1 protein-coding gene is annotated in these 255 nt (G+C 67.1%); it reads right to left on the reverse strand.

The window, feature by feature from the left end; translation table 11 throughout:
• The coding region (locus tag ACZYSM_RS29675; protein ID WP_489077254.1) for a type VI secretion system domain-containing protein at positions 1-255 on the reverse strand (255 nt) is incomplete at both ends.

A 255-nucleotide genomic window follows, 5' to 3' on the forward strand; every position in this document is an offset into this window, starting at 1 on the left:
CTCGCGCCATCAACAGGCGCAACAGCCAACGCTGGCGCCCGGTCTGCACGTCGGGCCGGGCAGCCAGCCAGGCAAGCGCCGCCTCCACGCCGTCACTGTCGGCCAGGGCCAGGGCTTCACCCTCCAACGACAGAATTTCGGCGTGTCCAGTGGAGACCACCACCTTCGGTTCCGGTAACCATTGCTGCGCACGATTACCGCTGACGTGCTGGGTGATCCAGTCGCGGGTGGTCTGGTCGGCGAAGGGGGTTCCGT

Source organism: Pseudomonas sp. F220 (assembly GCF_057813935.1).